Annotated in this window: 4 protein-coding genes; 2 read left to right on the top strand and 2 right to left on the bottom strand. The window is 66.6% G+C overall.

Annotated features, from left to right (window positions below; all coding sequences use genetic code 11):
- Together QE494_RS15090 and QE494_RS15095 are read right to left on the bottom strand one after the other, a co-directional pair.
- Nucleotides 1-375: hypothetical protein (locus tag QE494_RS15090; RefSeq protein ID WP_300044458.1), on the bottom strand; the 375-nt coding region annotated here is incomplete at its 3' end.
- Nucleotides 376-484: 109 nt separating this feature from the next.
- Nucleotides 485-3,184, bottom strand: a complete 2,700-nt coding sequence (locus QE494_RS15095; RefSeq protein ID WP_300044459.1) for a PAS-domain containing protein — start codon at nt 3,182-3,184, stop codon at nt 485-487.
- A 242-nt stretch (nt 3,185-3,426) separates the two neighbouring features.
- Between QE494_RS15095 and QE494_RS15100 the strand changes: the two genes are divergently transcribed.
- Nucleotides 3,427-4,782 carry a dicarboxylate/amino acid:cation symporter gene (locus QE494_RS15100; RefSeq protein WP_300044460.1) on the top strand — a complete coding sequence of 452 codons (1,356 nt, stop codon included), beginning with the start codon at nt 3,427-3,429 and terminating at the stop codon, nt 4,780-4,782.
- Between the two features lie 42 nt (nt 4,783-4,824).
- On the top strand, nt 4,825-5,204 hold a 380-nt coding region (locus tag QE494_RS15105), incomplete at its 3' end, for a hypothetical protein (protein ID WP_300044461.1).

Consider the following 5,204-nt stretch of genomic DNA (forward strand, 5'->3'; position numbering starts at 1 on the left):
CGGGGTGGTTAACGCAAGCGTTCGGGCTTCGCTGCCATCGGCGAGGTACAGCGCATGGCCTTCCGGGTCGAAGATGTGCACGCCATGTTCCTGGGCGATTGCTCGCAGCTGCTGCAGCCGCTCGGTGTTGAACTCGCGCAGATCGAGCGCCATGGCGAGCACTGGCCCTGTGGGCGGGTTGTGGTCAAAGCCTTCGTACCAGATGGCGCTCCCGGTGCCGTCTGTCGGACAGGTTTGCAATAGATGCTCGAAGAAGGCCGCGATGCGCGCGGTGGGGGCCTTCTTACTGTCCTGCCATTTCTCCACAAAGTCTGCCGCTGCATCTGCGGTTTTGGCACGCGGGGCATCCATCGCATACAGAATTGCTTCGCTCATCGTTCCGTCCTCCGCTTCGGTGTGTAGGTGCTGACGCGGTACTTTATGGTAACCAAGGTGCCTGGGGGTTCTGTCCTGGCGTTCCCTGGGTCCCCACCGTGAGAGATGTCTACCTCCTATTGCTTTCCCCCAGCCGTAGCAGCGTTTGGCTCATCAACGCCCGCAGCGCCGGGGCGCGCACCGGCTTGGCCAGAAAGCCCCAGCCGCGCTCGGCGGCCTGGCGGCGCAGGGTGGCGTCGCGCTCGGCCGTGACCAGGATCACGGCCGGGGTCTGGCCCCAGCGCTCGCACAGCTGGACGTACACATCGGGGCCATGGTGAGTCGTGCCCAGGTGCACGTCCAGCAGCACGAGCTGCGGCGCTTGGCCGGGCTGGGCGGCGGCCAGGGCCTCGGTGGCGCCGCCCGCCACAGGCACCTGGCAGCCCCAGCGCTGCAGCAGGGCCTGTGTGGCAGCGCAGGTGGGGGCATCGTCCTCAATGACCCAGGCGGTGCCGCCTTGCAATGGAGCATCTTCTTGCGGGGCTTGTTGAATGGTGGTGGGGGTGGCGTCTGGCTGTGGCGCGGCGGCCGGGTTGCCCAGCGGCACGCACACCCAGAACACGCTGCCGCGCCCCAGTTGCGAGCGCAGGCCAATCTCGTGGCCCAGCAGTCGGCCCAGGCGTTCGACGATGGCCAGGCCCAGGCCTGCCCCCCGGTCGTCGGCGCGGCCTTCGTCCAGGCGGCGGAATTCTTCGAAGATCTCGCGCTGCAGTGCCTCGGGGATGCCGGGGCCCTGGTCGTGCACTTCGATGCGCAGGTGGTCTCCGGCCTCCCGCTTCACCCGTCTGCAACCCACCACGATGCGCCCGTGCCGGCTGTAGCGGATGGCGTTGGAGACAAAGTTCTGCAGGATGCGGCGCAGCAGGTTTTCATCGGTGTGCACCACAGCACGCGTGGGCACGCAGCGCAGCTTTAACCCCTGGCTCTCGGCCAGCACGCCGAAGTTGTGGCCCAGCACCTGCAGCAGCGGGCCCAGCGCCACGTCGTGGATGTGCACGTCGAACTGGCCCGATTCCATGCGCGATATGTCGAGCAGGCTGTTCAGGATTGCGTCCTGTGCGGCCAGTGCGCCGTCGATGCTGTCCACCGCGTGCCGCTCGGCATCGCCTGGCACATGGCTGCGCAGCAGCGAGGTGAACATGCGCGCGGCGTTCAAGGGCTGAAGCAGGTCATGCACGGCGGCGGCGACAAAGCGGGTCTTGGAGCGGTTGGCTTGCTCGGCCTCGCGCCGTGCGGCGTCCAGGTCGCGGGTGCGGTCGGCCACGCGCTGCTCCAGCGCATCGGCCAGCGAGCGGAGCTCGCGTGCGGCGTTTTTGTAGCTGGTGATGTCGGCGTAGCTGGTCACAAAACCGCCCTCGGGCAGCGGGTTGCCCCGGATCTCCAGCACCGTGCCGTCGCCCTTGGCGCTCTCGTGCAGGTGGGGCGTGCCGCTGCGCAGGTAGGCCAGGCGGCGTTCAATGGCGTCTTCCACCGGGCCTGGGCCCAGCAGACCTCGGCGCGCGTTGTGGCGCATCAGGTCTGCGATGGGGCGGCCCACCTGCATCAGGTCGGTCGGGTAGCGAAACAGCTGCACATAGCGCGAGTTCCAGGCCACCAGGTTCAGCTCGGCATCGATGATGACCACGCCCTGGGGCAGGTGCTCCAGGCTGCGGGAGAGGCCCGTATCCGTCCGCTGCGCGGCCTGCTGAGCTGCCTGCACGATGCCGTCTTGCGCGGTGCGCAGCTCCTGTGCGTGTTGCTGCAGCACAGTCTCCAGCTCCTGGCGGCTGCGCTGGCGCAGGCGCGCCAGCCGTTGGCGCTGGCGCACAAACAGCACCAGCAGCGACAGGGCCAGCCACCCTCCGCCCCCGGCTGCGGCAGCCCAGCGGCTATCGGCCACGCTGCTGTGTGTTGCGTGCACCAGGTGCAGTTGCCACGGCGTGCCGGGCAGCGGCTGGGTTTGCCACAGCATGCGGCCGGGCGTGACAGGCATGTCGGGCGAGGGCCGCACGCGCACTAGGCGGCCACCGTTGTCCATGCGGTCGTCCACTCGGTAGTCGAGTGGGCGCAGGGGCTGGTCGGAGTATTGCCGCGTGGTGTTCAGCTCGCGGCGCTCTTCGTCGTCCAGTGGCTCCAGCAGGCGGTAGCGCCAGGCATCCTGGCTGGCCAGGAAGACCACGCCGTGTGCGTCCGAGGCCAGCACGATGTCGGGCGTTTGCAGCCATTCGCGTTCCAGCTCCTGCAGTGCGATTTTGATGGCCACCAACCCCAGGGTGTGGCCGGTTTCATCCCGGATGGCCTGCGACAGGAAGTAGCCTGGCTCGCCCGTGGTCACGCCAATGCCGTAAAAGCTGCCGCGCCCCTGGGCCAGGGCTTGCTGCACGTAGGGGCGAAAGCTGTAATCCACGCCCACATTGCTGGTGGCCGTGCGCCAGTTGCTGGCGGCTACGGCCAGGCCGTCGCGGTTGAGCAGGGTGAGGGTGGAGGACTGGCTGGCGCCATTGGCCTGCTCCAGCTTGCGGTTGAGCTGTGCTACCTCGGCGGGGCTCAGTGGGCGTTGCAGTGCACTTTGCAGTTGGGCATCCAGCGCCAACACCTCGGGCAGGGTGCGGTAGCGGTCAATGCGCTGGGCCAGCGTCTGCGCATACAGGGCCAGCTGGCGCTGCACGCTCTCACTTTCGTCCAGCAAAGACCGGTGCCAGGCCCACTGGCCAGCCACGAACATGCTGGCCACCGTGCCTGCAAGCAGGATGAGCAGCGTCCAGAACTGGCGGGGGCGGGGCGTGGGCATGGCAATCAAGCGGGGTTCTGACGCGGCAGCAAAGCCACTTTGGTGCGTGTGGAAGTGTGCCGCACCAGGCGGGCGACTAGGTGATTACCCTGATTTGGTGCGCGCATTCTCCTCTGGGGCCACACTCGACTAATACCAATAGGTTATCGGCTGAAACAAAGTGCAGCGGTACAAACGGCACCCTTATCGCGCGCCGGAGGCACCCCGGTGGTGCAGTCCAGTGACACCAGGAGACCCGTTCCATGCACAACCATTCCGCTCCAGCAGCCTCAACCTTGAAGCTGCCTTTCTATCGGCAACTGTACTTCCAGGTGGTGCTCGCCATCGTCCTGGGCGTGTTGCTGGGTCATTTTGAGCCCGCTTATGGCGAGGCGCTCAAACCGCTGGGCGATGCCTTCATCAAGCTGGTGAAGATGGTCATCGCGCCGGTGATTTTCCTGACCATCGTCACGGGCATCGCCGGCATGCGCGACATCGGCCGGGTCGGCCGGGTTGCGGCCAAGGCCTTCGCCTATTTCCTGGTGTTCTCGACCCTAGCGCTGATCATCGGCCTGATTGTCGCCAATGTGGTGCAGCCCGGGCGCGGCCTGAACATCGACCCGGCCACACTGGATGCGGGCGCGGTCGCCACCTACGCCTCCAAGGCGCACGAGACCAGCATCGTCGGCTTCCTGACCGGCATCATTCCCGACACGGTCGTCAGCGCCTTCTCGACCGGCAACATCCTGCAGGTCCTGTTCGTCTCGATTCTGTTCGGCATTTCCCTGGCCATGATCGGCGATGCGGGCAAGCCGGTGATGACCTTCCTCGAAGCCGCCAGCGCCGCCTTCTTCAAGCTGGTCGGCATCCTGATGAAGGCCGCCCCGATCGGCGCGTTCGGCGCCTTTGCCTTCACCATCGGGGCCTACGGCATCGCGTCGATCGCCAATCTCGCGGCCCTTATCGCCACCTTCTATCTGACGTCCATAATCTTCGTGGTGGGGATCCTGGGCCTGGTGGGGATCGCCAACGGCTTCAGCGTGCTGAAGCTGATCCGCTACCTGAAAGAGGAACTGCTGCTGGTGCTCGGCACCTCGTCGTCCGAAGCGGCGCTGCCCAGTCTGATCGAAAAGATGGAGCGCGCCGGGGCTTCGAAGTCCGTGGTCGGGCTGGTCGTGCCGACCGGCTACTCCTTCAATCTGGACGGCACCAACATCTATATGACGATGGCGGCGCTGTTCATCGCACAGGCGCTGAACCTCGAACTCACCCTGTGGCAGCAGGTTACCCTGCTGCTGGTGGCCATGCTGAGCTCCAAGGGGGCTGCGGGCATCACCGGTGCGGGCTTCATCACCCTGGCCGCCACCCTGTCGGTGGTGCCGGACGTGCCCGTGGCGGGCATGGCGCTGATCCTCGGCATCGACCGCTTCATGAGCGAGTGCCGCGCCCTGACCAACTTCATCGGCAACGCCGTGGCGACCGTGGTCGTGGCGCGCTGGGAAGGCGAGCTGGACCGGGATGCGCTGAAGCTGGCGCTGAACGGCTCGCCGGCCGCCCTTGCTGCACGACCTGATCCAGCGGCCGGTCCGGGCGACCGGACCGTGCTGGCCGCTGACTGACGACAACCAAGACAAGACAAGACGACCGGGAGGGACACCACCATGATCAAGATCAAGAACGCGATGCTCGCCACAACGGCCTCGGCCGCCCTGATGGCTTTCGCAGGCACAGCGATGGCCCAAAGCCAGCCGCAAACGCCGCCCGTCGATCCGACCGGGCAGGAGCAGGAGGCCACGGTCGACGAGATCATCGTCGTCGGCAGCCAGATCCGCGGCGCTTCGACCACAGCCGCCCTGCCGGTGGTGGTGCTGGGACAGGACGAAATCCAGGCGTCGGGCGCCTCTTCGGGCGACGACCTCATGCGGTCGATTCCGCAGATGGGCGACGTGCTGTTTGAAGCCGCCAACAACCCGCAGACCTCGAACTCGGCGCGGGGCGACGTCAACTCGGTCAACCTGCGCTCACTGGGCGTCGGCAACAC

Source organism: Ramlibacter sp., from assembly GCF_029866045.1.
Classification (GTDB): domain Bacteria; phylum Pseudomonadota; class Gammaproteobacteria; order Burkholderiales; family Burkholderiaceae_C; genus Ramlibacter.